The organism is Glaciecola sp. 1036, assembly GCF_050306235.1.
Taxonomy (GTDB): Bacteria; Pseudomonadota; Gammaproteobacteria; order Enterobacterales; family Alteromonadaceae; genus Glaciecola.
Genome location: NZ_JBLWFH010000005.1, coordinates 25,141 through 48,188 on the forward strand (window position 1 = coordinate 25,141; position 23,048 = coordinate 48,188).

Annotated in this window: 22 protein-coding genes and 1 pseudogene; 12 read left to right on the forward strand and 11 right to left on the reverse strand. The window is 40.2% G+C overall.

Going from position 1 to position 23,048, the window contains the following annotated elements; translation table 11 throughout:
* Positions 1–317 precede the first annotated feature (317 nt).
* Positions 318–1,880 carry a tetratricopeptide repeat-containing sulfotransferase family protein gene (locus ACNKW3_RS08795; RefSeq protein ID WP_427398922.1) on the forward strand — a complete coding sequence of 521 codons (1,563 nt, stop codon included), beginning with the start codon at positions 318–320 and terminating at the stop codon, positions 1,878–1,880.
* 89 nt (positions 1,881–1,969) lie between these two features.
* Positions 1,970–2,350 (forward strand): hypothetical protein, encoded by a 381-nt coding sequence (locus ACNKW3_RS08800; protein WP_427398923.1) that lies wholly within the window; start codon positions 1,970–1,972, stop codon positions 2,348–2,350.
* A gap of 67 nt (positions 2,351–2,417) precedes the next feature.
* On the opposite strand, the gene ACNKW3_RS08805 is transcribed toward ACNKW3_RS08800, so the two are convergent.
* From ACNKW3_RS08805 to ACNKW3_RS08815, 3 genes are all read right to left on the reverse strand, one after another.
* Entirely contained in the window at positions 2,418–3,935 is a 1,518-nt protein-coding gene (locus ACNKW3_RS08805; protein WP_427398924.1) for an amidohydrolase family protein, read from the reverse strand.
* Between the two features lie 170 nt (positions 3,936–4,105).
* A complete protein-coding gene (locus tag ACNKW3_RS08810) occupies positions 4,106–5,122 on the reverse strand; it encodes a helix-turn-helix transcriptional regulator (protein ID WP_427398925.1) in 1,017 nt (338 codons plus the stop codon).
* Positions 5,123–5,235: 113 nt separating this feature from the next.
* On the reverse strand, positions 5,236–5,844 hold the full coding sequence (locus ACNKW3_RS08815) for a LysE family translocator (RefSeq protein WP_427398926.1): 609 nt from the start codon (positions 5,842–5,844) through the stop codon (positions 5,236–5,238).
* A 216-nt stretch (positions 5,845–6,060) separates the two neighbouring features.
* Between ACNKW3_RS08815 and ACNKW3_RS08820 the strand changes: the two genes are divergently transcribed.
* Positions 6,061–7,497: a PLP-dependent aminotransferase family protein gene (locus ACNKW3_RS08820; RefSeq protein ID WP_427398927.1), complete on the forward strand. Its 1,437-nt coding sequence runs from the start codon at positions 6,061–6,063 to the stop codon at positions 7,495–7,497.
* Positions 7,498–7,540: 43 nt separating this feature from the next.
* Here the strand turns inward: ACNKW3_RS08820 and ACNKW3_RS08825 are convergent, their stop codons facing one another.
* From ACNKW3_RS08825 to ACNKW3_RS08840, 4 genes are all read right to left on the reverse strand, one after another.
* Positions 7,541–8,782 carry a lactonase family protein gene (locus ACNKW3_RS08825; RefSeq protein ID WP_427398928.1) on the reverse strand — a complete coding sequence of 414 codons (1,242 nt, stop codon included), beginning with the start codon at positions 8,780–8,782 and terminating at the stop codon, positions 7,541–7,543.
* A gap of 188 nt (positions 8,783–8,970) precedes the next feature.
* Entirely contained in the window at positions 8,971–9,531 is a 561-nt protein-coding gene (locus ACNKW3_RS08830) for a hypothetical protein (RefSeq protein ID WP_427398929.1), read from the reverse strand.
* 81 nt (positions 9,532–9,612) lie between these two features.
* The gene (locus ACNKW3_RS08835; RefSeq protein ID WP_427398930.1) at positions 9,613–10,371 is read right to left on the reverse strand and encodes an alpha/beta fold hydrolase; all 759 of its coding nucleotides are present in this window, start codon (positions 10,369–10,371) and stop codon (positions 9,613–9,615) included.
* 137 nt (positions 10,372–10,508) lie between these two features.
* Positions 10,509–11,378, reverse strand: coding sequence for a LysR family transcriptional regulator (locus ACNKW3_RS08840; RefSeq protein ID WP_427398931.1), 870 nt, complete (start codon positions 11,376–11,378; stop codon positions 10,509–10,511).
* Between the two features lie 101 nt (positions 11,379–11,479).
* On the opposite strand from ACNKW3_RS08840, the gene ACNKW3_RS08845 reads away from it, so the two are divergent.
* Positions 11,480–12,235, forward strand: coding sequence for a hypothetical protein (locus tag ACNKW3_RS08845; RefSeq protein ID WP_427398932.1), 756 nt, complete (start codon positions 11,480–11,482; stop codon positions 12,233–12,235).
* 66 nt (positions 12,236–12,301) lie between these two features.
* Here ACNKW3_RS08845 and rtcA read toward each other — a convergent pair whose 3' ends face one another.
* On the reverse strand, positions 12,302–13,348 hold the full coding sequence (gene rtcA, locus ACNKW3_RS08850; RefSeq protein ID WP_427398933.1) for an RNA 3'-terminal phosphate cyclase: 1,047 nt from the start codon (positions 13,346–13,348) through the stop codon (positions 12,302–12,304).
* Between the two features lie 3 nt (positions 13,349–13,351).
* Positions 13,352–14,578, reverse strand: a complete 1,227-nt coding sequence (locus ACNKW3_RS08855; protein ID WP_427398934.1) for an RtcB family protein — start codon at positions 14,576–14,578, stop codon at positions 13,352–13,354.
* Between the two features lie 246 nt (positions 14,579–14,824).
* Here ACNKW3_RS08855 and rtcR point away from each other — a divergent pair, with 246 nt between their 5' ends.
* Positions 14,825–16,417 carry an RNA repair transcriptional activator RtcR gene (gene rtcR / locus ACNKW3_RS08860; protein ID WP_427398935.1) on the forward strand — a complete coding sequence of 531 codons (1,593 nt, stop codon included), beginning with the start codon at positions 14,825–14,827 and terminating at the stop codon, positions 16,415–16,417.
* A 256-nt stretch (positions 16,418–16,673) separates the two neighbouring features.
* On the opposite strand, the gene ACNKW3_RS08865 is transcribed toward rtcR, so the two are convergent.
* Complete coding sequence (locus ACNKW3_RS08865; RefSeq protein WP_427398936.1) at positions 16,674–17,924, reverse strand: alkaline phosphatase family protein; 1,251 nt, start codon at positions 17,922–17,924, stop codon at positions 16,674–16,676.
* Positions 17,925–18,128: 204 nt separating this feature from the next.
* Here ACNKW3_RS08865 and ACNKW3_RS08870 point away from each other — a divergent pair, with 204 nt between their 5' ends.
* The 7 genes and pseudogenes from ACNKW3_RS08870 (at position 18,129) to ACNKW3_RS08900 (ending at position 22,103) form a co-directional block, all read left to right on the forward strand.
* Positions 18,129–19,025 (forward strand): aspartyl protease family protein, encoded by an 897-nt coding sequence (locus ACNKW3_RS08870; RefSeq protein ID WP_427398937.1) that lies wholly within the window; start codon positions 18,129–18,131, stop codon positions 19,023–19,025.
* A gap of 16 nt (positions 19,026–19,041) precedes the next feature.
* Positions 19,042–19,383, forward strand: a pseudogene (locus ACNKW3_RS08875) (superoxide dismutase family protein); the annotation flags it as partial.
* 211 nt (positions 19,384–19,594) lie between these two features.
* On the forward strand, positions 19,595–20,809 hold the full coding sequence (locus ACNKW3_RS08880; protein WP_427398938.1) for an MFS transporter: 1,215 nt from the start codon (positions 19,595–19,597) through the stop codon (positions 20,807–20,809).
* Between the two features lie 86 nt (positions 20,810–20,895).
* Positions 20,896–21,282, forward strand: a complete 387-nt coding sequence (locus ACNKW3_RS08885; protein ID WP_427398939.1) for a VOC family protein — start codon at positions 20,896–20,898, stop codon at positions 21,280–21,282.
* Positions 21,279–21,596 carry an antibiotic biosynthesis monooxygenase family protein gene (locus ACNKW3_RS08890; protein WP_427398940.1) on the forward strand — a complete coding sequence of 106 codons (318 nt, stop codon included), beginning with the start codon at positions 21,279–21,281 and terminating at the stop codon, positions 21,594–21,596. The genes ACNKW3_RS08885 and ACNKW3_RS08890 overlap by 4 nt, the downstream gene beginning before the upstream one ends.
* A 49-nt stretch (positions 21,597–21,645) precedes the next feature.
* Positions 21,646–21,786, forward strand: a complete 141-nt coding sequence (locus ACNKW3_RS08895; protein ID WP_427398941.1) for a hypothetical protein — start codon at positions 21,646–21,648, stop codon at positions 21,784–21,786.
* A 23-nt stretch (positions 21,787–21,809) separates the two neighbouring features.
* Positions 21,810–22,103: a hypothetical protein gene (locus tag ACNKW3_RS08900; protein ID WP_427398942.1), complete on the forward strand. Its 294-nt coding sequence runs from the start codon at positions 21,810–21,812 to the stop codon at positions 22,101–22,103.
* An 80-nt stretch (positions 22,104–22,183) separates the two neighbouring features.
* On the opposite strand, the gene ACNKW3_RS08905 is transcribed toward ACNKW3_RS08900, so the two are convergent.
* Positions 22,184–22,930: a MauE/DoxX family redox-associated membrane protein gene (locus ACNKW3_RS08905; protein WP_427398943.1), complete on the reverse strand. Its 747-nt coding sequence runs from the start codon at positions 22,928–22,930 to the stop codon at positions 22,184–22,186.
* Between the last annotated feature and the right edge of the window lie 118 nt (positions 22,931–23,048).

The window sequence follows — 23,048 nt, forward strand, 5'->3', positions numbered from 1 at the left end:
TAAGGTTTCAGATCTAGGTTCTGAATAAGGTCAGCATTATTCAATTTTAAATGCGTTTGCAATAACAACGAACAGTTCCCGTCAAGTGCTGATATCTACAATACTATTGTTTTTTGCATCTTAAAAGAAATAAACAAGCAAAACTAATTGGTATTGCAAACAGAGTAGACTAAATAGGAACGGGTTTTGCAAATTCTCGTGAAACTACTCAATTGCACCAAAATATTGACCAAAACGGTACCGATTGTCGGCTATATTCAATTGTTAGCGGCATGATTTTGCCAATATTAACTATATTCGAGATGGGAATTAACAATATGTCCTTACATGCATTAACTACGTCAAATTCAGCGCACGCGTTAGATCACAGTTTCCTTACTGGCGCATTGGCTAAAGGGGCTTTGTTTGAAGCCAACCAGCGCCCCAATGACGCCATTGCAATCTATCAGCAAATTTTGGCGAAGATGCCAACGGTAGAAGAGCCGATTAATCGAATTGCACAAATTTTTATTCGTCATAAAGAATATGCTAACGCAATCAAAGCCTTACAATATCAGTTATCTATATCTCAAGAAAAAGGTAAGGTTTTGTTTACATTGGGTATTGTAAACGAACTTATGGATAATCAGACCGCAGCCTTTGATTATTTGAAGCGTTCAGTCCAAGAAGATCCTAGAGCAGTTGATCCTTACTTTTCCTTATTTACAGTGGCCAAGGTCACCCATAAAGTTGATCAAATTAAAGACTTTATTAAAGCTCAACTAGAGCACCAAGATCATGCTGGTACCAAGCACTACATTTTAGGTAAGTTAGCTGAGGAAGAAAAAGCCTTAGAGCTGGCACATACGCACTTTAGTGAAGCCGAGCAAACAGGTCTCTATGAGCGGCAATTACCTTATTTTTATCGAGATTTTGCTTTTTTAAAACACAAACTAAAAGACTACCCAAGCGCTTTCAATTATCACCGTAAGGCTCAATCACTGTTCGGTAGCAAGCCAGAAGTTAAGCAAGTTGATACCGAAAAATTTAAACGATTTACCCAGAAATCTCTGCAATGGTTTAGTTCAGAACGGGTTAAAGACTGGCAACCTTTAGCGTTAGAAAACGAAAAATCCCCCATATTCGTGGTAGGTTTCCCGCGTTCAGGAACTACTTTAATTGAGCAAATGTTGCATGCTCATCCCAATTTAGTTGTTACAGATGAAGCGCCAGTTTTAAAACGGTCAGTAACCAATTTAAGCAAAATTTTGAATAAAAAAATCGAATATCCGAGCGGCTACAAAAACCTTAAAACAGCAGATATCAAAAAGTGGCGAGAGCATTATTTTAAAGAAATAAAAGCGGGCTTGCAGGAACAAGAAAAGTCACTTCGCATTGTGGATAAACATCCAATGTCACTTCGCCATTTAGGCACAATTAAGCGGTTTTTTCCGGATGCTCCTATCATTGTAATGTTGCGCGATCCTAGAGATGTTTGTTTATCGAATTTCTTTCAAACCTTTAGAACCAACGCGTTTTCTGCGCAATGTTTTGATCTTGAATCTACGTTTAAACTTTACGCCAATACTATGTCGTTGTATTTGCACTTTAAACAACACCTTGGTCTAAATATTTTGGAAATAAAATACGAGGACATGTGTTGCGACACTGAAAATAAAATGCGCGAAGTAGCAGCTCACATTGGTGAAGATTTTAGCGATAACATGCTTAATTATTATGATGATAATTTTAAACGTGTCGTATCTACGCCAAGTTTCGAGGGAGTTGCAAAACCGATTTATCATAGCGCTATGCAAAAGTGGAAAAATTACGAGACCTTTGTAAAACCTTATCAACCAATAGTCGCTAGATTCATTGAAACCTTTGGTTATGAACTTTAACTGAACAAAGATAAACAGCCGCTAGTTTTAAACCTATTTAATTTTGGTAAAGTAATAATTAATACACATAAAATGGAGCCTGTGTTGATATGAAATTATTATTGCTTTGTTTAATCCCACTAGCATTGGTTGCTTGTACAAATTTACCCTCTCCAACGCAAACGGCAGAGGCTGATTATGGCGCCTATCCTGAGGATTATGAGGCAATTGCGAAAGCTTATTTAATGGAAGAATTAAGAGATCCAGATTCGATAGTTATTGAAAGCATTTCGGAACCTCAAAAACAATGGATTGGTGACAAGGTAACAGGCATCGATTATGGGTATTTAGTATGCGCCAAAGTAAATTCTAAAAACCTGTTCGGCAATATGACCGGCTTTCGTTCAGATGCCGTTCTTATTCGCAACGGCGAAGTAGTTGAATATGCAAAAGACGGTAAATTACTTAGTGGTATGAAGCTTTGTGATTAATATGTGGAGCGCGTGGATGGCATATCCACGCTTTTCCAAAGTTATTTCTGCGTAATTAAGTTCCAAATCAATGCAAATGCGCAATGCTTTTGGTGCGACTTTGATCATTAGCTTGTTTAACCGCATCTAACATGGCATCCAGCGTACTACGCTCATATAAACGACCATTACTGATAACAGCTTCAATGTTACGGGTATTTCGAATGTCTTGTAACGGATTAGCGGTCAATAATACTAAATCAGCTTGATATCCTTGTTTAATTTTACCGCTCTTGATTCCCATTATTGTTGCGGGATTTTCGGTTGCGGTTCTTATTATGTCAGCTTGGCTCATACCAGTTTTAAGCATTGATTCGAATTCTTCATGTAGCGAAAAACCAGGAACCATTACTGGTACATTCGCGTCAGTGCCAGCAAGTATAGTAACTTGATGCTTCACTAATGCCTGAAGAACTAATCTATGCGCTTGAGCATAGGCTTTCCAATAACGTTGATTCCCGGCTATTTTATCTTGTGGGTAATTTTCAGGAAGGCGATAAATATTGACGTCTGGTAACCATCCCATTACGCGAATAGAAGGAAATGTAGACTCTGCGATTCCAGGGTTGACATAGGCTAGTTCTACTTCTGAAAGACTTTGATGTAAGGCTATTTTTTGCTTTGCAAAGCTCTCAGATAAAGTCAGAGTTGTTACCACCGAAACATTATTTTCTGCCAGTTCCTTGGCTACTGCGTCACTTCGCTCTTGCACGTAGTCAAGATGCTCTTGTGTATTATCGCGTGTCATCCCACCAAATTCCCAATCGAGTGCTTTTACAATTTCTTCAATGTGGGCGAGGTCTCTTAAATTGGATTTGGCAATATCTTCGAGCTTCATACTGTAAGGAATATGACCTAATAACTTAATATTGTGTTGGCTTGCGACTCTGTTGAATTCAGCAAAATGCTCAGGCGTTAAATGGGTGTATACCTTAACTGCATCAAACCCTTGTTTATCAAGAGCTAACAAATCTTGTTCTATGGATTCTGAGCTACTGACATTGTTCATTTTTGCGGTCCAACGATTGAACAATCCAGCAATGACATTATTTGAATTATGGCGCCTACTTGCGACAAAAATATCTGGACCAGCGCGGCCAGTTAAGACTTCTTGCTTCCATTGCAAATGTTCTTCACTCCCATTGAGCTCTCTTATATGGGTGACGCCGTTGGCAAGATACAACAACAGGTCATTTGGACTTTGCCAGAGATGAACATGAGCATCTACCAGCCCAGGTATTAAAAATTGATCTTTACCGTCGATAATCTTTGCATCTTCAGGAATGTCAAAGTCTGTTCCTATGGCTACGATAACGCCTGAATCAATAAAAACATTTTGATTAGGAATCATGGTTTCGCCACCTTCTGACAGCATGCTTACATTTGATATAACAATTTTTTGTTGTTTTTGCTTAAATCTATCAGGGGATACTTTTTGCGTATGTTCTCCCCAATATTGATTAATTTCATAATTTAATCCAAGGGCAAAACACCCTGTTAAAACCACCAAGATAATCAATGTCCAGAGGATGATTTTTTTTAACATTAAGGTTTTCCTTTTCATCATAAGAATTTACCAATAATGCTAGATACTAAAGGCGTTACCGTCTGGTCGATTATTAAAAAAAGCTGGTCGATTCTTTGTTTTTCGCAGATAAATCGATGCCCAGTTTCTGAAAAGGAAGTTTGGGTTTATTCTAACTACTTTAAAAAATGTTAGTAAAGCGTTCTGTATTGTGATGGTGTCATACCCGTATGTTTTTTAAATGCACGGTTAAAAGGCGGTAAGGAATTAAACCCATGATCCAGCGCCAAAGTCAAAATCGGTAAGTGCTCTTTTTCTGGATCCTTTAATGCCCGTTGAACAGCTTGAATACGAAATGTATTTAGGTAACTACTGAAATTTGTGCATTGAGAATGTTGTTGTATAAAGTTACGTAAGCGACTGTCACTCACTGCCAAGCGTTTAGCTAAAGCATCAATCGTGAGTTTGGAATCCAAATAAGCTTTTTGCTCAGTCATAATTTCCTGTAACTGGTCAAACAGCTGTTGATCTTTTACTGACATTTCCTTGATTTCGGGTACTGGTTCGGCAAACGCAAATGACTGAGGATTAATGTGAAATATCCAAAGTGCCATACAAAGTATTGCTGGCCATAAACTCAGGATGCTCACCGAATCTTGATATTCATGTAGTACTATAGAACCCAGTACAATAGTTAATGTGGCACATAAACAAATCACTAAAGTTACGTACAGACGAGATTGTCGACGCTTTTCCAATAGATCATCGTGGCGACCTAAAACTATGGTCGCTAACATGTGCGCGACCATCAAAAGCGATATTAGATTAACCAGTACAGCCCAAAAATCTGGAAGATCTTGCAGCCAACCTAAGAACACAAAACGTTCGGCCAACATTGCCAAACTAAGGGTTAAATAGGCGGTAATATGCCAATAAGTGATGCGGAAATCTTTTTGAAATAGCGAAAGCAATAGGAGCCATACGCTAGGTAGCATGAGGATATTGCCTAATCGCAGCAAACTGCCTATGTCAGTAGGTAAAGCAATAGGTGCTGGAGCAGTTGCTAAAAAATGAAACACCAGGCTAGTATTGGTAAGTAGGAGTAAGGCTAGCCTACGAGACCAGCTCAGATCTCGTATTGCTAAAATAACAATCAGGACTAATAAACCTATTCCAGTAAAGCGGAAAAAGGCGTCGATAAAAAGCATAAATAATCAAACAACTGCTAAACAATTTACCTAATCTATCACAGCTATTTGAAGAACAAAATTTCGCACCTTTACTCTTCATTTTATTTTAGGAAGGCAACTACCCAATGTACTTAGATTTCAATGATCAGTAATAAAGTGGCCGCGGTTAAGGCTCCCATTATTAGATTGAAGATACGTTGGCGTCTTGGATTGTTTAACAACACTCTCAATTTAGCGCCAGTACCAGCCCAAATAGAAATGGAAGGAAAACCAATTACTGCGAACGCTAGCATTATCATAGCACCTGAGAATGCATACTCTTTGCCTGGCAAACTAAAGGTACTCACACTGCCTAACGCCATCATCCAAGCTTTAGGGTTTACAAATTGAAACAGTGCAGCCTGCCACCATGTGAGAGGATGGCTATTCTCTTGTGCATCGTTTTGAATGGCGGATACTGGTCCGGTGGCAATTTTAAAGGCTAACCATAATAAATAGATGCCACCTGCCACGTTCAAAATAGAATACATCATAGGGTACAAACTAAAGATTACGCCTAAACCCAAAAGTACACTCAACAGCAGCATGGCGACACCAAAAACAATGCCGAACATGTGGGGTAAAGTACGTGCAAAGCCAAATTGAGCGCCAGACGCTAACAACATCATATTATTGGGGCCAGGCGTGACTGACGTAATAAACGCGAAGGTCGCGATACCAAAAAGTAATGATGTTTCCATGCTCTGCTCCAAATGTAATAGAAGAATTGGCGAATCTGTTTAAGGTAGAGAATGATGCCCTGAATATCTGTATTGAAAAATGCACAAATTGAAATAGGTTTAACCATACAGATATGATGAATTGATTACTGTATGGTAGAAATCACCCTTATCTGTATGGTTTATGATATAAAACTGCTGGTATATTATAATTTGTATGGTTTTGGTGAGCATCCAATGAGTAAATATTTACACTTAGCAAGTAGATTACGTGAGCACATCCAGATGGGGTATTACGGACAAAGTGACAAATTACCCTCTGTCCGCCAGTTAGCGGCTGAACATGAAGTGAGTATTTCGACGGTTCAGGAGGCTTATAGGCGTTTAGAGCAAGATGGCCTAGTTGAAGCGAAAGCAAAGTCGGGGTATTTCGTGGCGCAAGGGAAGCAGCCAATAGCCTTACCGAAAGAATCAAAACCTCCTCAACGTCCTATGGATGTTTCCCAATGGGAAGATGTTCTTGCTATGTTAATGGGTCATAGCGGTGAATCAGTCTGTGAATTTCAACACGCTATGCCAGATATGACGTCAAACACCCTAAAACCTCTTATTAAAACCTTGTATGAGCTGAATCGTCATCGACCGCAAGATGGTATGTCGTACGGTCATGTTCAAGGTGAGTTAGGACTAAGAGAGCAACTTTCCCGGTTAACAGCAACTGCCGGATGCCAGCTAGAAGCTGAAGATTTTGTTGTTACTTCCGGTTGTCAGGAGGCCTTGTCAGTCTGTTTAAGGGCAGTGGCTGAAAGTGGTAATGTAATAGCCGTTGAATCGCCCGGATTTTATGGCGCCATGCAAGCGATCAAAGCCGCGAATTTGAAAGCCTTGGAAATTCCCACTGATTCTCGCGATGGCATCAGTATTGAAGCGCTAAAACTCGCTATGGACCAGTGGCCAATCAAAGCCATTTTAGTCACACCCACGGTTAATAATCCTCAAGGATATGTGATGCCGTTGCAGAAGAAACAGGCGCTTTATCAATTAGCGCGGGAATATGACATCGCGATTATCGAAGATGACATATACGGTGATATTGCATTTGAATATCCACGTCCTAAAACCATTAAATCCTTTGATCAGGATGGGCGTGTTTTATTGTGTTCTTCTTTTTCTAAAACGCTCGCGCCAGGTTTTCGGGTTGGATGGATAGCGCCTGGACGTTATCGAGATAAGGTGACCCACATTAAATATGTCAGCAGTTCTATGTGTCCTACCTTGCCACAATTGGCAATCGGCAGTTTTATTCGTCAAGGAGGTTATGATCGTCATTTGCGCGCCATGCGCCAATCTTATCGCAAATCAAGAGATGTCATGCTCAAAGGCATTGAACAACACTTTCCACAAGGCACAAGGGTCAGTTTTCCTGAAGGAGGATTTATACTTTGGGTCGAATTGCCAGATAGTTATGACGCGGCAAAATTGGCCGAACTTGCCAAAAATCAAGGTATTATTCTGGCGCCGGGTCAAATGTTTTCAGCTACTGGAAAATATCGAAATTGTTTGAGGTTCAACTATATAGATAAAGAATTGTCTGTTAGGCGAAAAGCCCTTAACACTTTGCAGCAAATCTTTACAGAGTTAGCTGATAAACAAGCATTGGAAAACTCGATATAGTGGTCAACTTAAAACGGCATAAGGTGACCACTAAGAAGGAAGATTAAAAATCGCGTGCAGCAATACCTTGAATGCCTTGGGCTGCGGGAAGACCAGTTTCAACTTCAATTAAACTTAGTTCTCCAGTTGATGGATCTACTTCGAAGCTTGAAATTTCGCCAGTGCCTGCATCAAGGGTATAAAGGAAACTACCATCGTTTGCTAGAATCATATCTGTAGGAGCGCCACCAGGAGAAACTGTTGCAGCTGTAGCGTCAATTAACGATAATTCACCCGATCTTTCATAGCCATACAAACTTATTGTATCTGAAACAGTGTTACTTACATAAGCGTAGCCATTGTCGGTAACGACAATCCAACATGTAGCTGCTTGACCATTAGCAACAGACTCTACTGTTTGTACAAGAGGATGTCCTACAGGGCTTTCAAATACTGATACTGCACCACTACCTGCTTCAGTAACTAAAATGTTGCCGAATGGCGTAATGTCAAATGAAAAGGGCACTACACCTGTTGTAGGAGTTGAGGTTAATTCGTTCGAGGGAATGCCGTCATTGTCTAACGGAGTAGTAAGTAACTCTTGACCCTGTGCGTTCGCAACGATCAAGCGACGTGATAATGCGTCAACACCTACCTGTCCCGGTGCGAAGACATTGTTAAAAGGTACTTCAGTAGCGTTATTAAGACCAAGCTCTATAGCACTGATTTGGGTTAAATCACCGTTTTTATCAATTTCAAACGTACTAATTACACCAGTACCACCGGCATTTAACACATATAAAAGATCGCCACTTACCGCAACGCTAACAGGAATATTACCGCCTGATTCAACTAAAGCTGTTTGTTTAGGGCGAAGAAGTCTTGAACGAACGGCTCTGGCACCTACTGTACCTGCTTTAAATGCAAAAACAGTGTTGTCACCAGCATTCACGCCAAACAGCATATTATGATCTTCAGAATAAACCAATGAGCCTTGTGAACCTAAAGGATCAACAGGAGCATTGCTGGAAGCACCAATACCGCCTGTTCTTACGGTGGCATATGGCATCTTTGAAATTTCGCCTGATTTATCTCTCCAATAAACCATAACTTTATTCGCGGTATCGTCGTTGGTCATGACATAAACCAGGCCTCCACGATCTTCAGATTCTTTCTTTTTTGCGAAAAAAGGACGAGCTTCAGCTGGAGAAGTTACACTTGCTCCAGCAATAAAAGCAGCTAGAGCAATGCCCAGCGCTAATTTGGATTTTCTTTCAGAAAATTGTTTCATTTGGCGTGTAACCATTTTGTAGATTCCTTGAATTTTGAAAAAATTTGGTTAAGCGCTGCGCAGCGTATTAGTAGAACGGGCTATTTCAGAATTTATTACGAATAAGGTATAATAATTTTTAAAAAAGGTGGAAAACTAGACAAATAGAAGCGCTTAATATTGGGGAAATATTAGGCGCAGATTGGAGAGATTTTAGATCAATATCAGAACTTGTTTTTACGTCTTAAAATTAGTATTCCAGCCAGTAAAAGTAGCAGTATTGGAGGGCTCTGAACTGGTACAGAAGAGCGTTCGCTAATGAACATATCAACCTCAAAATCATATCCATTATTACTGTCTCTCAGCCCCCCTTCGAAACGATCACCAAATATCTGAAAATTAATGATGCGTTCATCAAGAATTTCAGTGCCGATCCCATCTTCTACGAAAAAATCGAGCGAGTTTGATATTGAATCTGAAAGACTAAATAGAGGCAATAGTGGAAAGTCTGAATCATCAGCGCCAGAATAAGTCTGACCTAAAAAGTTAAATGATAACGCGGTTAAGGCTTCGATGTCAGAAAAGAAGCTGCCACTGAATCCTAGAAAAGTGATGCCAGTTAAAGGGACATCGGTATTTTCATAGCTAATGGACCCGAAACCACTTTGCCCAGCAAAGGTCCCTTCAACAACGACAGCTTCAAAATTTAATGTAATGATCTCGGCTTTTGTCTGTACTGAACAAACGACAATGACAGCTGCGAGTATTAAATGATGCAATCTCATAAATACTTCCTAGCGTGATAAGTGTGAATGCTAAGTATAGACACAAAAATCTCTCCTTGCTGAGCTAGTATCAAATACTTTTTATTTATCTATCTTTTTGTTGAGCAAATGTATGAATTGAGCAACCTGTTCTGCAATCTCTTTATGTGTATTATGACCGAATTGGGATGAACGAACATGAATTACTTCTTTTGATTTTGCAACCAATGCTTGATGCAATGACAACCATTGCTGTTTTCCCTGTTTTGTTTCTTCAAAAAACATAGGTTCTTTGCGGATTTGGGTTGAAGTGAAGATAACGACAGGAAGATCTTCTGGTAGCGCGCGGGTATCAATTGAAGATTGGTCAAGTTGACGAACTAAAACGTCATATTGGGCCTTTAGAGGCTCCGGCAAAAATTGTTTAAGCAGTGCATCGTCATCACTGATTCTTTGACTATCGATGGCTTTAAAATGCTGCCGTTGGCTACGCACCGTGGGCTCGAGTAAGACAATGCCATCAACTAAATCTGGTACCTGCTGAGCCGCTTCGGTCACGATAAGACCACCGTAAGAATGTCCTACCAGAATAATCTTGTCATCAGACGTTTGTTTAATCTTGTTAATTAAAAAATTAACGTCTTGTTCAATAGTCGATGGGCCTGTTTCGGAATTTATGATACTTGGGCGAGTGTAGGTAACTATAGTGAATTCAGCATTCGCGGGGAATTGCTCAACTAAGCTTTTCCAAGTCGCCTTATCCTGACCAAAACCAGCTTCGAATATAAGCGTAGTTGCCAATATTGGTTTGCTGAACAGCACAACCAAAAGTAACGCTAAGAATTTAAGTAAAATTTTCATGATGGGCCCCAGTTAACTGATGAAGTACATTCATAATAATTTGGGAAGGGTAAAATGATGGTGAAAGGGGTGCGAAAAAAGTGAAACTGGATAACAATTCTAAAATGAAGTTTAAAACCATTTTCTTTTCTTTATTTCTATTTTTCTCCTTCGATAAGTGATTTTTTATTTAATAATGCATCAACTAAGAACTGCATTAGCAATTTTATTTTTGGTTGCTGGTGTAAATCTGGGTGAGTAAGCACCCAAATATCATATTTTAGCATTGGCGAACTGCCTTCAAGCCTCACTAAATTGGGATTGGTATCTCCCATAAAACAAGCCGCTCGTCCCATTCCTAAGCCTTTATCTATCGCATGGTAGCGAGATATAATGTCGTCAACGGCAATGCCTATCGGGACGTCTGGGAAAGGTGACTCAGCAAGCCATTCTGGCCATACTTCGTTTTCAAGAGGCGCTATCCATCGCCAATTGTTTTGAGGGACAGTATTACAGTACGCTTTATGCGCATAAAAACATAAGCCAAGCTTGCATACCCTTCTTCCAATGAGATGTTCAGGAAGTTTGTATGCACCACGAATCACCACGTCAGCTTCACCTTTATCAATGTTGGCAAATGCAGTAGAACTTTTTATGCGTAAATTTATATCAGGGTACAGTTGAGAAAATTTACCCAGTTCTTCAATGAGTAAAAATTGAGACATGGGTTCGCCTAGTGAGAGGGTAATTGGCCCTGATAGCTGGTCGCTACTAGAGCATTCAAAACGTTCAGACACCAGAATAACATCTTCTACTTTTTTTGCGGTAGCAACTAATTGCTCTCCAAACGGCGTAGCGCGATAGCCGCTAGGGATTTTTTCGAACACCTCGGTTTTGTGCTGCCTTTCGAGTATTGCTAGCCGCCGTGCCACAGTAGTATGGGTAATGCCCAATGAGATAGCAGCGCTGCGCAATGTACCTGTGCGGTGAAGTGCTAATATTAGTGCGTAATCATTCCAATCTTTCATGGAACGATAATGCACCAATATGAATTAAAATAAAACCGTGTTAGCTGAAATTGACCTTGGTAACATAGTACTAAATGAGCACTTACTAAAGGTGGTTATAAATGAAAAAAATAGAATGCTTTATGCTAGGTTATTGTTTTAAAGTGATTATTATGTTTTATGGGCTGTGCTGTGCGTCGCATATTTTAGCACAGGAAAAAAATGATGAACTCTTGGTGCATTATTATCCGGGGGCAGTGATGCAGCTCATCGCTCCGGTCACTGTTCCAGAAAAACGAGCACTGAGAGACCGCTATTTTGAGCAAAATGCAGACACAGCCCGTCAATTTGGTTATCAACAAAACGGTGTGCTTATGGTTGATAAGACATTACTGGGTAAATTTAAACCAAATGTATTCGTCATCAGTCAATGGTCTTCATTGAAAGCGCAGAAAGCATTTCAGTCTCTTGCCCAATTTACGGAAGTGAAATCCCTGAGGCGACAAGCGTGGGAGGCCCTAAGACTCTATGATCATGAATTAGAAGCACCGCTAACATTAAGTTTTAAAAAAGATAAAACTTACACATTGGCTTTCGCTTGGAACAACCCCGAGAAAGCAAATGAATATTTTAGATATACTGATATATTTCCTGCGCTATTGGATAAAGTTAAAGGGCGGATCATATATACAATAAACAATGCTGTATTAAGTGCGCATGATCCGAATGCGGCAGCTCCAAAGCAAATTATGATAGTGGAATGGGATTCAATGGATGACGTTGAGAAGCTGCTAGAGTTACCAGAAATGATAAACCTTGCTCAAAAGCTACACGATACTAATGTGAGTTTCGAACTACACGCAGCTAGTTTGAGGTAATTAACGTAGGCCTATGCAGCTAAATCACTGTGGTGATCAAACTGCATATGCGTCAGGTTTTATTTATTAAACTTGCTTAGGTCCTATCTCCACCTTCCATAAAAGATCAGTTATTTGTGAAACCTTTATTTCGATATCCAAAAACATCTTGATAATGTCGATATTGGTCAGTGTATGTAGGCTTGGCTTGGTGGTAGTGAAGCTTCCTTGTCCCGCTAATGCCATTGGGAGCAATAGCTGGTCCGCTAAATGTTCCTCAACGGTGGCTTGGGAATACAAGAATTTATTTACTCTACCAGCACAGCGTTTGGCGATATTTTCAGCCATAACGCCAATCTCGCCAACAACTTCAAACAGGCTGGCGTGAGTATCATGTATAACCTTTAATTGAAAGCTGTTCCCCGGTCCTGGAGTATCCGCTTCGGTAATTTTTTCATCAGCGTCTATCCAATTTAAAATGGCTTTTGCTTTTGATATTTCACGTTCCGCTATTGATACTGGCAACTTACTCACTAACGAGTGAAGTTGGTACTTACTTTTATTTAAATCGCTGTTGGGTTTGCAATCTAGCAAGCTAATTGGTTTAAACTTTCCAACTGGTTCAATAGTTATTTCCCACTTTCCTCCGCCGGCTGGATAAAACCCTAATGAGGTTTGTTTCACGTCAGTTTTAACGCCCATTAACGCCATCAACGGCAAAAAAGATTCTTCCAAAAAGCATAATGAAGGTGACATGCCATTATGAGTGCCACCTTCAAAGGTCACTTTAGAAATTCCTTTGGTAAGCGCCAATACGCAAAATATGGTTTGGCAAACTAGCACTGTACTTCCCGCGGTTCCAATGCAAAAGTGATAATTTCCTGCTTTTACATTTCCCGGTTTAAACCTTATCCGAGTAGAGCCAAGTTCAGCGCCTTCCACTGTAGCAGAGCTGATTTCTTTTGCCGCCAGCAAAGAGGTTAGATGTTGGCGCAATAATCCAGGTTTTCGCCGCCCAGCTCTTATATTCATGATTTCTAGAGGTTGTTGAGTCACTATAGACAGGCAAAGTGCTGTCCTTAGCACTTGCCCACCTCCTTCGCCCTTAGATCCATCTATGGTTATATACTTCATCTTCTATCCTTTCACACACACGATTTGCTTGAGGGTGTATACCACTTCCACTAAATCTTTCTGTGCTTCCATTACTTTATCTATGTCTTTATATGCGTGAGGAATTTCATCAATTACCGCTGCATCTTTACGACATTCCACACCCTTAGTAGCTTCAATCTGATCCGCTATGGTATAAACCTTTTTCGCTTTGGTTCTGGACATTACGCGTCCAGCACCATGGCTACAGCTGTTGAAGCTATCTGGGTTACCCAGTCCTCGTACAATGTACGAACGCGCGCCCATGCTACCTGGAATTATGCCCATTTCACCTTTTTGGGCACGCACTGCGCCTTTTCTTGTGACAAAGCAATCTTTACCAAAGTGATGTTCACGAGAAATGTAATTGTGATGACAATTTACCGCTAACTCCGCCGTTGAAAACTCAACGGGTAGTTGGCTTTTTAATGCACGAATCGCGTTGAACATCATAATTTCTCGGTTTTTGGCTGCGTAATCCTGGGCCCATTCAACCGCTTCAACATAGTCATCAAAATACTGACTACCCTCTTGCAAATAGGCTAAATCTACGTCTGGCAAATTTATTTGATGCTGTTGCATTTCTTTCTTTGCTAGCTCTATAAAATAGGTACCAATACGATTACCAACGCCTCGACTACCTGAATGCAACATAATCCAAACGGCGTCATTTTCATCTAAGCACAACTCTAAAAAGTGATTGCCAGTGCCCATGGTTCCCAAATGGTTCACATGGTTACTTTTGGCTATTGCTGGATGTTTTGCGCAGATCTTTTCAAATCTTGCTTCAAGCTTTTTCCACTCAGCAGCAACCACTTCAGGTATGTTGTGCCATGCACCTCTATCGTTTCTGCCTCTTTTCCCACCGGTTCTACCGTGAGGTACAGCAGATTCAAATGCATGGCGAATTGCACTTAGATTATCAGGTAACTGACTCGCCTTTAGAGTGGTTTTGGTAGCGACCATACCGCAACCAATATCCACACCAACTGCTGCAGGTATCACCGCGTTCACAGAGGGGATCACGCTACCAATGGTGGCACCCATTCCCATATGTACGTCTGGCATCACTGCAATATGTGAGTGCACCATTGCCATGCTGGCAATATTATCTAATTGCTGACGCGCTTGATCTTCAAAAGGAACCCCATTGGTCCAGGCTTTTATATCTGCTCGCCCCTCACCTTGAATAAGGTTGTAGTTTTTACACATGATTTACTCCAACAAATCCATTTTTTATTAGGATTCAAAAATTTCTAAATGCTGAATCGCTTTATCTATATTTGTTCTTTTATCAATCCTTGTGCCATAAAAATCCATCATGAAAATTTAATCTTAACCTATTGAAATTATTTAAATAATTTTTATTACTAAATTTCTTATACAAGAATCGGGATTGACAAGTATGAAATAAAATATACTAATAGATACTAAATATATCCATATGGATAGTAAGAATTGAAGAGAACCATTGCAGTTAGTTTAATCGGCACACAGTTAGATGTAGGCGCCAAAGTTGATCGCTGGGCCAGATGGAGGCCTAATGTAAGCTTGTGCAGCCAAGATAATCTAGTTATTCATCAGTTACATCTTCTGCACGATAACCATGGTACTAAGTTGGCCAATACTATCAGTGGGGATATCGAATCTGTAAGCCCTGAAACCCAAGTGCAACTGCATAAGGTCAACTTCAAAAACCCTTGGGATTTTGAAGAGGTATACGCCAAGCTATATGACTGGTGTCATCAACAAATGTTTGATACTGAGGCCAATGACTATCTGTTTCATATCACAACAGGTACTCATGTTGTGCAAATATGTAGTTTCTTGTTGGCTGAAAGCGGACACTTTCCTGGCAAGTTAATTCAGACCTCACCTGATAAAAGCAACAAAAATAAATCCGTGGGTACTGTACAAATTATTGATTTGGATTTGTCAAAGTACGATCAATTAGCCACCCGTTTTGATAAAGAACACCTTGAAGGTAAAGAGTTTCTAAAAGGTGGCATCAAAACCAAAAATAAGGCTTTTAACCGTCTTATTTCACAGATAGAAAAAGTGGCCATACGTTCTAAAGAGCCCATTATGTTAACTGGGCCAACAGGTGCAGGTAAGAGTCAATTAGCATCTAGGATTTATCAACTTAAAAAAAGGCGTTTAACTTTAGCGGGTGAGTTTGTTTCCGTTAATTGTGCAACATTGAAAGGTGAAAACGCTATGGCAGCTTTGTTCGGGCACACCAAGGGCGCTTTTACCGGTGCGCAAAAAGAACGAAGTGGTTATCTGTTAACTGCAAATAAAGGTGTGTTGTTTTTGGACGAAATAGGCGAGTTAGGTCTAGAAGAACAAGCCATGTTATTGCACGCAATTGAAAATAAGACCTTCCATCCTGTCGGCAGTGATCGAACTGTATCCAGTGATTTTCAGATAATTGCCGGTACTAATAAAGATCTCAAGCAGGCCGTTTTACAGGGCAAATTCAGAGAAGATTTGTTGGCGCGCATTAACCTTTGGAATTATGCTCTGCCTGGATTAAAAGATCGAAAAGAAGATATTTCAGCCAATATTGATTTTGAGCTAGAACGATTCGAACAAAAATCGGGACAGCGAGTGCGATTTAATAAAGAAGCTAGAAATAAATTTGAAAAATTTGCGGTATCTCAACAGGCCAGTTGGTTAGGCAATTTCCGCGATTTAAGTTCAGCGGTAACTCGTTTAAGTACACTGGCAGATTCATCTAGAATATCTACCCATGATGTAGAGGAAGAAATAACGCGATTACAACAAGCTTGGTTCTCACCTAAGGCTATTCAAGAAAGTCAGTTGGCACAATCCTACTTGTCGGCAGAAATCTTAGAAGACCTAGACAACTTTGAACTTGAACAATTGAACTATGTGCTAGGTGTTTGCCTGCGGCATTCCAGCATGGCGTCTGCAGGGCGAGAACTGTTTAACAAAAGCCGGACTAAAAAATCTAACATAAACGATTCTGCTCGTTTGCAAAAATACCTTAGAAAGTATCAGTTAAATTGGTCTGACCTTTTTTCTTAGAGGTTACTACGCTCTACCTTGTCATGACTTCACTCTTAGTCGCAACTAGTTTACTCTTAGTCGCTATTGCTGCCTCTTAGTCGCTATTGCTGCCTCTTAGTCGTCATTACTGCGGAGGCAGTAATCTGAGAGATTCCCTTTTTCAAGGGAATGACGGGGTGTTTCAAGGGAATGACGGGGTGTTTCAAGGGAATGACGGGGTGTTTCAAGGGAATGACGAGAGTGTTTCCAGGAAACAAAAAGAGCTAACGAGATTTTAAGGTCTCATCAGCCCATTCAAAAGGCTTTGGTCGCAGTCATTTTTCTCTGCTGGTTTCGCATCCATCAGTTTCGCAATAATGCAGTGAACATTAACATTCTCTATGCTTGGCCATTTAGACTGAGGATCTATGCCTTTACCTTTTACTAAAAGTGTTGCATGCATAATTTTGTTTTTCGGATCATATCCATGAGATGCAACATAGGTTGGATCAAATGGAATATGCCGTTGAGAAATTAACCAACCTGGTTCGGGCATAATCACAATGTCCGGTTGTCGAGTCGGATGCGCCAAGTGGGCATTGTCAGGTAAATTTGTTTTGTCGTACACCTGCCAGTGATCACTAAGGTTCTTCAACTGATTAATCAATTTATCGCTATCCACATTTTCGCCTAAAAACAGATAGGAGAAAATTTGGTTACCGCTTTCTTCGCTATAAAGTTGTGGAGAGAAAATATGATTAGGGTCAGATCTTTCCAATTTCATCGCATCGCCGATAACATCATCAATATAAATAATCTGATGCTCTGACAGGTCTGCCATGCCGTGGTCACCAACAATAACAAAGGCAGTATCTTCATACACTTTTCTTTGTTTTAGCCCGTCGATGAGCGCACCGACCAAACTATCAGCTTCTGTGGCAGCTTCTAACGCTTGTTTACTATCAATGCCATGTCCATGTTGCGCACTGTCTAAAATTGAAAAATACAATGAAATGAAAGTAGGAGAAGCCGTTTCTTTATCTATCCAATCCAATACTTGTTCCACTCGCTCCATGTTGGGTTTGTAATGATCATATTTGTACCAGTAAGTTGGAAGTTCATCGTTTACCGAGGCTTCTGATCCGACCCAAAACATAGAAGCAGTCACAAACCCTTGTCGCTCAAGTACATTCCAAATTGGGTCGCCTTGGAAGAAGTTGGGATCACCGCCATCTTTTTGCCTAAACAAACGATCCAATTCTTTATCATAAGTGTTATTCGCGACTACCCCATTGCCTTCTGGATACAAGCCAGTGGCCATAGCATAAAAGTTTGGGAAGGTTTTCGATGGGAACACCGGAATTAAAGATTCTGCTCTAGCTCCCTCATCCGCTAATTGTTTTAAGTGTTTCATATTCCAACGCTCAATAGCGTCATAGGACAAACCGTCGATACCAATCAGAATTACAGTCTGATTTGTATTTGCAGCTTGCAGGTTAAAACTGAGTAAACAAAAAACACAAAAAGAAAATAGCAATCGCTTCAAAATATTCGGCCTTGTTGGGGTTAGCAAATTGGGTTGGAACGTTACCTAGCTCATTAAATTAATCTTAATTTATTAGTTCTTAGCAAGGCAAATTAAAGATCTGTGAAATGGTAGAAATTTGCGCAACATTAGACTTTTGTGGATAAATTAGGCTAAGCTTTTAAACCAAAACTCTCAAAATCATCAAAATAAAATGGACTTTAAATGAAATACCTTTTGATACTTCTGGCCCTTTTGTATCCATGGCAAATAAATGCAGCAGCCACAAAATGGGTGGATTTTACTTTGCATAATGGTCACATATATATACCAGTGACCATAGAAGGTATTGAATCACATGCAATACTTGATTCAGGCGCACAATTACACGGAATAAATAAAGCTTTTGTCGGTAAAAATGAATTGGAATTATCCAAGGGGCCAAAAATAAGAGTTCAAGGGGTGCATGAAGTAATGAAACGCACCTCTTATAACCAGCTTAAAATAGAGCTTTTTGGCACGGAGTTTCTGTTAGATAAGGTGGTTGAGTCTAGTTTAGGACATCATTCTACAGGTCTTTTATTGGGTTCTGGTTTTTTTCAACCATTTATTGTACAACTTGATTATCCCAATAAAAAAATACGTATTCTCACCAGAGATACGGTAGATATGGATAAAGTATCTAATGTGAATTCAACCGCAGATCGGCAAAGAGGTATGCCGATTGCCGAAGTTCTTGTAAATGAAAAACCCTTTTGGTTTTTAGTAGATACCGGTAGCTCGGGTAGTATCTTGATGGAAAGACGTTATGCATCACAAGCTGGTTTGTTAGAAAATATTGAAGGTTCAACATCTTCAAGAGGGGTTAATGGATTTGGTACTCAAGATTTTGCAACAGCTGATGTCGTTGGTTTTGGTCCTTATGATATTAGGGATGTTAAGGTTCGTTTTCCATCAGAAGGTGAGAAAACCTATCTAGAAAGTCAATATAGCTCAACCAAGAGCCGTATTAAAGGTAAAAAGGTTGTAGGGATAATCGGGTATGATTTATTTCAACATTTTATTATTACCTTAGAATATAAAGAGGGTAGAGTGCATATAGCATTACCAAAAAAAGACTAAATTTTAGCGACCAGAAGGGAGGCTTGCCTTTCACTTACATGAGAATCCTTCTTGCGATTTATCAATGAAAGATGGTAAAGAAGTACCTGCTGGTGGTGCTGGAAGTCATTTCGATCCAGATGAAACCGGTTCTCACAGTTTTCCATGGTCGAGTGATGGCCATTTAGGCGACTTACCTGCAATCTATGTCGATGACAATGGAATGGCTACCATGCCAGTTCATGCGCCCCTTTTGACTATAGATGACTTACAAAACAAAGCGCTCATGTTGCATGAGGGCGGCGATAATTATTCAGATGACCCTAAAAAATTAGGCGGAGGCGGCAGTCGAGTCGCTTGTGGGGTAACCACACAATAAGAGGTTCTTACGCCTCGAGAGTGTAATAACGGTAAGTTATTACACTTCTCAAATTCTACCCCAAGATAATACAATTTCTTCAGCATAAAAAAGAAAATAATTGGTTTGTGAAAAACCGAATTTTGTAGTGTGTAGAAATTGTCGTATGCTGTGGGTCTGCGCACATTTTTTTCAATCCACTGAAAATCTTTACTTTCATTCAAGGAATACTATGCAACGTCGATCCGCCACTACGGTGATCTTTATTGGCTTTATGTTATTAGGGGTAGCTTTTATTCTTTGGGGGATTTTGTTGCCAGAACTCGCAGAGAGTTTGGCAATGACGGAAATTATCAGTGGCGCATTTTTCACTCTTATCTCTATTGGCGCTATTGTAGGTGCCTTTATTGGTGGAAAATACATTCATAAATTTGATTTTATGTCCTTGTTTTCCGGATTAACTAGCTTACTTGCAATTTTACTTACCATCTTATCCTTTGTGTATCATTGGGGATTCATGTTGGTTGGCGCCTTTTTAATGGGGTTAGTGTGTTCCAGTTTATTTACCATAGGCCACACCATGATAGCCCGATTGTATGTGACTCGTCGCTCAACCATGATGGGATTAATGGACTTCATGTTCAGTGTGGGGACTTTGGCTGCTCCCTTGTATATTTCAGCGCTTTATTTGTTGGAACAAAACTGGCGCTGGCCGCTTCGTTTACTTTCAATCGCATTAATAATGTTGTCAGCTTACGCATGGTATGTTGCTCATCAAGGTAAAAAGCTTAAGTTGCATGATGACAAACCCAAACCAAAACAAACCCATACTTATTCAAGTGTGATCAAACAGCCTATTTTCTTGTTTTTAGCACTTTCTGCGGTGGGCTATGGTGCTGTGGAGTTCGGCAATGGCAATTGGTTTGTCAGTTATGCCCAAAATGGTCGAGGATTTGATGGTGAAGATGCAAGGCTTATATTTGCATTTTTTACTGGTGGTATGGCAATCAGCCGATTGGGTTTTTCATTTCTTCTACGATGGGTTAGCCCTCATCGGCTAATGATTATTCTTGCTTCAGTTATGGCGTTGGGAACTTTCATTATAAAGCTTTCCTCAGATCCAATCATGATGTCATTTGGGAACCTACTCGTTGGTTTGGGACTTGGCGGCTTGTTTCCACTAATGCTTTCTTGCGCTATGGATGTGGATAGTGACAATGGCCCTCTTATTTCCGGGGTTTGTGTGATTGGCTCTGCTACTGGAGTGCAATTGGCATCTTTTGGCACTGGATTCTGGGCGAACTTTGCACCCCTTACCACAGCGTTTTGGGTGATTCCTATGAGCGGTGTCTGGTTACTTGCTATGGCTTGGGTATATAGTCGCCAGATAAAAACACATATCCAATCGCATACACCTCATGAAGAGATTGAAACATCTATACGTTAACCAAATTTGACATAACTCTGCATTGGGCAAGGTATTTTTAAGTGATAGTATAAAACACCTCGAGTTTTAACAGGGACGATGTAACAGTGAATTTTAATCAAGTAACCTTACCAGTTAAAAACATGCCCGAAGCAATAAAATTTTATCTGACTCTAGGTTTTACTCAGATTGTAGACACTCCTCACTATGCCAGATTTTCTTGTCCTCAAGGGGATGCTACTTTCTCGTTATCCTTGGAAGAGCAGAATTTTACCAATGGCGCAATTCTGTACTTTGAGTATGAAGCACTGGACGAATGGGTGGCTAGGCTTTTACAAAAAGGCGTAGAATTTATACAGCTCCCAACCGAGCAACGCTATTTATGGAAAGAAGCTGTTTTGAAAGATCCTTCGGGTAATAAAATAAAACTGTATTGGGCTGGTGAAAATCGTTTGCATCCGCCGTGGGAAGTCGAAATAAAGGATGATCAATGACTGAGATTGCTAATACACCTAAACCACCCTATTACGCAGTTATTTTTACCTCTGTTCGCACAGATATTGAAGATGGCTATGCTGAAACGGCAAATCGAATGTTGAATCTGGCGGCAGAACAACCTGGATTTTTGGGTTTTGAGTCAGCCAGAGAAGCGGTAGGAATCACAGTTTCATATTGGTCAGATTTACAAGCTATTAAAGGGTGGAAGCAGAACGTTGAACATATAGCCGCTCAAGAAAAGGGCAAGTCTGTATGGTATTCGGCGTTTACCACCAGAATTTGCAAAGTAGAGCGCGAATACTCAATGTAGTTTTCTCTCAAGCGTTTCAATTCACAGAAAGTACAAAAGGATGGTCAAAATGGAATACAAAATTGTATATGGCGAAACCATGCTCGCGTTGGAAAATGAGGTGAAAGACTACATTAAGCTAGGCTGGATACCTCAGGGCGGAGTAGCGATTCATTTGGGTGTGATGTACCAAGTGATGGTTAAGCAATAATAAAACTGGTATAGAGGTATAAATTGAATCAAGAGCAACGTAGTAACATAATTGCAGCTAGTTGGGAAATCCACAGCCTAGTGGAAACTAGTTATCGTCAGAATTGGGCTAAAAAAGGCGATCATGAATGGCTGGAAAAACAGCGTATGCTTCTGGCAGACATGGCGATTCATTTATTGCAAACAGCACTAAAGCCAGATGAGTTAAACCTTGAGAAACTCAAAAACAATATTCATGCTATTTTGACAATTTCAGATCAATTTTTACCACAAGCAGACTTAATAAAAGCCACTGAAAAACTCTACGCTGTTGAATAATTTCAAACTACGAAACGGGAGAGGCTGCCAGCTTCATAGCAGAAGCCGACAATCTCAATGGGGTAAGTGCACAAGCGTTGCTATGCGAGGGCTATTGCGATAGATAGCATCCAAGCGCCTGCGGCAATCATAATTAAGTTCTCTGAAAGTGATACAAATCCAAGGGGGACGTTACTGTCTCCTCCAACACATGCGCATTTCAATTCACGTTTGTCGATGTACACAGCTTTGATAACAGAAATTGCGCCTACGGCACCTATAAATAAAGAGACTGGGCCTACAACAAAACCACTTAATCCGGCTATCATTCCTATGCCTGCAAAGGCTTCTGCAAAGGGATAGACATAAGCATATCTAATGTTTCGCATAGCGATGAGATCGTACGTGATAAAACTATTGGTAAAACTGTATAGATCTTGTAGCTTTTGCACGGCAAGGATTACCATGGCATAGGCGACAAACATCAACGGTAGCTTTAAGGTCAATAAAGGTTGTGCTGTACCTGCTAGATGGGCAACAGCTAAAAGTAAACTAACGGAAAAAATAGCGATTACCGGTGTGTAAGTAGTGCCAGACTGTCCAGCTTGGTCTTTATGGAAGTATTCGCGTAAGTCATCGTAGCCACCGACCCGTTCACCTTCAATAAAGGTTTGCGGCGTGGTTTTAACACCTTGTTCGCGTTTAAATTTTTCTTGTTCTTCTCTAGTTGTTAACAGATGATCTTCGACTTCAAACCCTTCTCGCTCCAACAAATCTTTAGAGCGCAGTCCAAAGGGACAAATATGGTCATCAGTATGCATGCGATACAGTACTGCAGTAGTTGCCATTTTATTCTCCTTTTAGGGTGTAAAATTTTTATGTTAATAAGAATTTTTTTCTCATTTCGAGGGTGATTTACAAGGAAATTCAGCCTTTAAAGCAGATAGAGCATTTTTTGTGCCGAAC

Bases quoted from the DNA above. Each gene is read 5' to 3' on its own strand.
- ACNKW3_RS08855 (WP_427398934.1), bottom strand. From the start codon at position 14,578: ATGTGTAAAAACTACAACCTTATTCAAGGTGAGGGGCGAGCAGATATA.
- ACNKW3_RS08880 (WP_427398938.1), top strand. From the start codon at position 19,595: ATGCAACGTCGATCCGCCACTACGGTGATCTTTATTGGCTTTATGTTA.
- ACNKW3_RS08805 (WP_427398924.1), bottom strand. From the start codon at position 3,935: ATGTTAAAAAAAATCATCCTCTGGACATTGATTATCTTGGTGGTTTTA.
- ACNKW3_RS08810 (WP_427398925.1), bottom strand. From the start codon at position 5,122: ATGCTTTTTATCGACGCCTTTTTCCGCTTTACTGGAATAGGTTTATTA.
- ACNKW3_RS08895 (WP_427398941.1), top strand. From the start codon at position 21,646: ATGGAATACAAAATTGTATATGGCGAAACCATGCTCGCGTTGGAAAAT.
- ACNKW3_RS08800 (WP_427398923.1), top strand. From the start codon at position 1,970: ATGAAATTATTATTGCTTTGTTTAATCCCACTAGCATTGGTTGCTTGT.
- rtcA (WP_427398933.1), bottom strand. From the start codon at position 13,348: ATGAAGTATATAACCATAGATGGATCTAAGGGCGAAGGAGGTGGGCAA.
- ACNKW3_RS08905 (WP_427398943.1), bottom strand. From the start codon at position 22,930: ATGGCAACTACTGCAGTACTGTATCGCATGCATACTGATGACCATATT.
- ACNKW3_RS08840 (WP_427398931.1), bottom strand. From the start codon at position 11,378: ATGAAAGATTGGAATGATTACGCACTAATATTAGCACTTCACCGCACA.
- ACNKW3_RS08825 (WP_427398928.1), bottom strand. From the start codon at position 8,782: ATGGTTACACGCCAAATGAAACAATTTTCTGAAAGAAAATCCAAATTA.
- ACNKW3_RS08845 (WP_427398932.1), top strand. From the start codon at position 11,480: ATGAAAAAAATAGAATGCTTTATGCTAGGTTATTGTTTTAAAGTGATT.
- ACNKW3_RS08815 (WP_427398926.1), bottom strand. From the start codon at position 5,844: ATGGAAACATCATTACTTTTTGGTATCGCGACCTTCGCGTTTATTACG.
- ACNKW3_RS08835 (WP_427398930.1), bottom strand. From the start codon at position 10,371: ATGAAAATTTTACTTAAATTCTTAGCGTTACTTTTGGTTGTGCTGTTC.
- ACNKW3_RS08820 (WP_427398927.1), top strand. From the start codon at position 6,061: ATGAGTAAATATTTACACTTAGCAAGTAGATTACGTGAGCACATCCAG.
- ACNKW3_RS08830 (WP_427398929.1), bottom strand. From the start codon at position 9,531: ATGAGATTGCATCATTTAATACTCGCAGCTGTCATTGTCGTTTGTTCA.
- ACNKW3_RS08870 (WP_427398937.1), top strand. From the start codon at position 18,129: ATGAAATACCTTTTGATACTTCTGGCCCTTTTGTATCCATGGCAAATA.
- ACNKW3_RS08795 (WP_427398922.1), top strand. From the start codon at position 318: ATGTCCTTACATGCATTAACTACGTCAAATTCAGCGCACGCGTTAGAT.
- ACNKW3_RS08890 (WP_427398940.1), top strand. From the start codon at position 21,279: ATGACTGAGATTGCTAATACACCTAAACCACCCTATTACGCAGTTATT.